1 protein-coding gene is annotated in these 1,514 nt (G+C 43.3%); it reads left to right on the top strand.

The genetic code is table 11. The features are described 5' to 3' along the window. Positions 1-136 precede the first annotated feature (136 nt). Positions 137-1,510 carry an IS4 family transposase gene (locus GJ688_RS19660; RefSeq protein WP_207708850.1) on the top strand — a complete coding sequence of 458 codons (1,374 nt, stop codon included), beginning with the start codon at positions 137-139 and terminating at the stop codon, positions 1,508-1,510. Positions 1,511-1,514 lie beyond the last annotated feature (4 nt).

Raw genomic sequence — 1,514 nt, 5'->3', positions numbered from 1 at the left:
CTCAAGTTTCGCAGTAAGAAAAATGACATAAAGCCTTGATTTTTCAGGGATAAAGGCGAAAAACATCCTCTGATTCGGTAAAATGGAAGTGACCAAACCGCCATAACCGGAATCAGAAAGGATGTTTTTCAGTTCTATGATACCAAATAAAGTTGAGCAAAATAACCCTCTCCAAACAGTAATTCTACAATTCATGAAAGAATTCAAAATTGCCCAGATCTTGAAGAAATCAAACTGTCGTAAAGAGCGAGGCATCTCGGCTATCGATTTGTTTCAGACGCTGTTTTCGTTGGTATTCACCGGGAAGTCATTCACTCGGTTTCTCCAAAATGATACTTCCTGCCGAAAAGATACGTACTATCGGTTCTTGAACTCCAGTGGAGTGAACTGGCGAAGATTTCTCTGGTTATTGGCTACCCAGGTTATTTTTAAATCCCTCGCTCATCTCACATCGGAAGATAGGGTCGATGTACTGATCGTTGATGATTCCCTTTATCGTCGATCCAGAAGTAAATCTGTGGAGATGGTAGCCCGGGTTTATGACCATGTGAGCCATCGCTTTGTCCGTGGTTTTCGAATGTTAACCTTGGGATGGTCCGATGGTAACTCGTTCATTCCCCTGGCCTTCTCTCTTCTGAGTTCGGAGAAATCCAAGAATCGACTTTGTTCCACTCACTCGAATATCGATAAACGCTCCAATGGATACAAACGAAGAGTCGAGGCCATGAAAAAGAGTACAGAGGTACTGGTGGACCTGCTTCAACAAGTACATTCCTACGGTATCTCAGCTCACCATATCCTCTTTGATAGCTGGTTTGCTTTCCCCAGTGTCTTAACGAAAGTTGCACGTCTGGGGTATCACCCGATTGCCATGCTTAAGAAGACATCGAAAGTGTTCTATCATTACCAGGGAAAGGCAATGAGCCTTGATAGCATTTACGCATCGGTCAAAAAAAAGCGAGGTCGTGCCAAAATCTTAGCGTCTGTGCCTGTACACATTCGTTCGCCAAAAGGTGAAGTCGTGGATGCTACGATTGTCTTTGTTCGAGATCGCAATCGTTCTCGTCAATGGTTAGCCCTAATCACTACCGATGTCGACTTGCCTGACGAAGAAGTAGTTCGTCTTTATGGAAAACGTTGGGATATTGAAGTGTTCTTTAAGATGCTCAAATCCCATCTGAAGCTGGCCAAAGAATTTCAGGGACGTAGCTACGATTCCATGGTGGCTCATAGCACAATTGTCTTCTCCCGATACATCCTGTTGGCTCTAGAGAAACGAAGAAGTGCCGACCCACGTACCATTGGCGGACTATTCTATGATTTATGCAACGAATTAGACGATATAAAGTTTGCTTCCGCGTTGCTGCTTCTACTTGAAATATTAGAACAATGTATCAAAAACACGTTTTCTGTTACTGAGCAACAGAGGAAGACTTTCTTCGATAACTTTATTGCTGATTTACCCTGTCAATTCAAGGCTCGACTGGGTTTTTCGGTGTGCGAAAGTTGAGTTA

It is taken from the genome of Heliobacterium mobile (assembly GCF_009720735.1).
Lineage (GTDB): Bacteria > Bacillota > Desulfitobacteriia > Heliobacteriales > Heliobacteriaceae > Heliobacterium > Heliobacterium mobile.
This window is presented reverse-complemented; position numbering and strand designations above follow the sequence as displayed.

Coding starts and splice junctions, on each gene's coding strand:
- GJ688_RS19660 (WP_207708850.1), top strand. CDS start 137: ATGATACCAAATAAAGTTGAGCAAAATAACCCTCTCCAAACAGTAATT.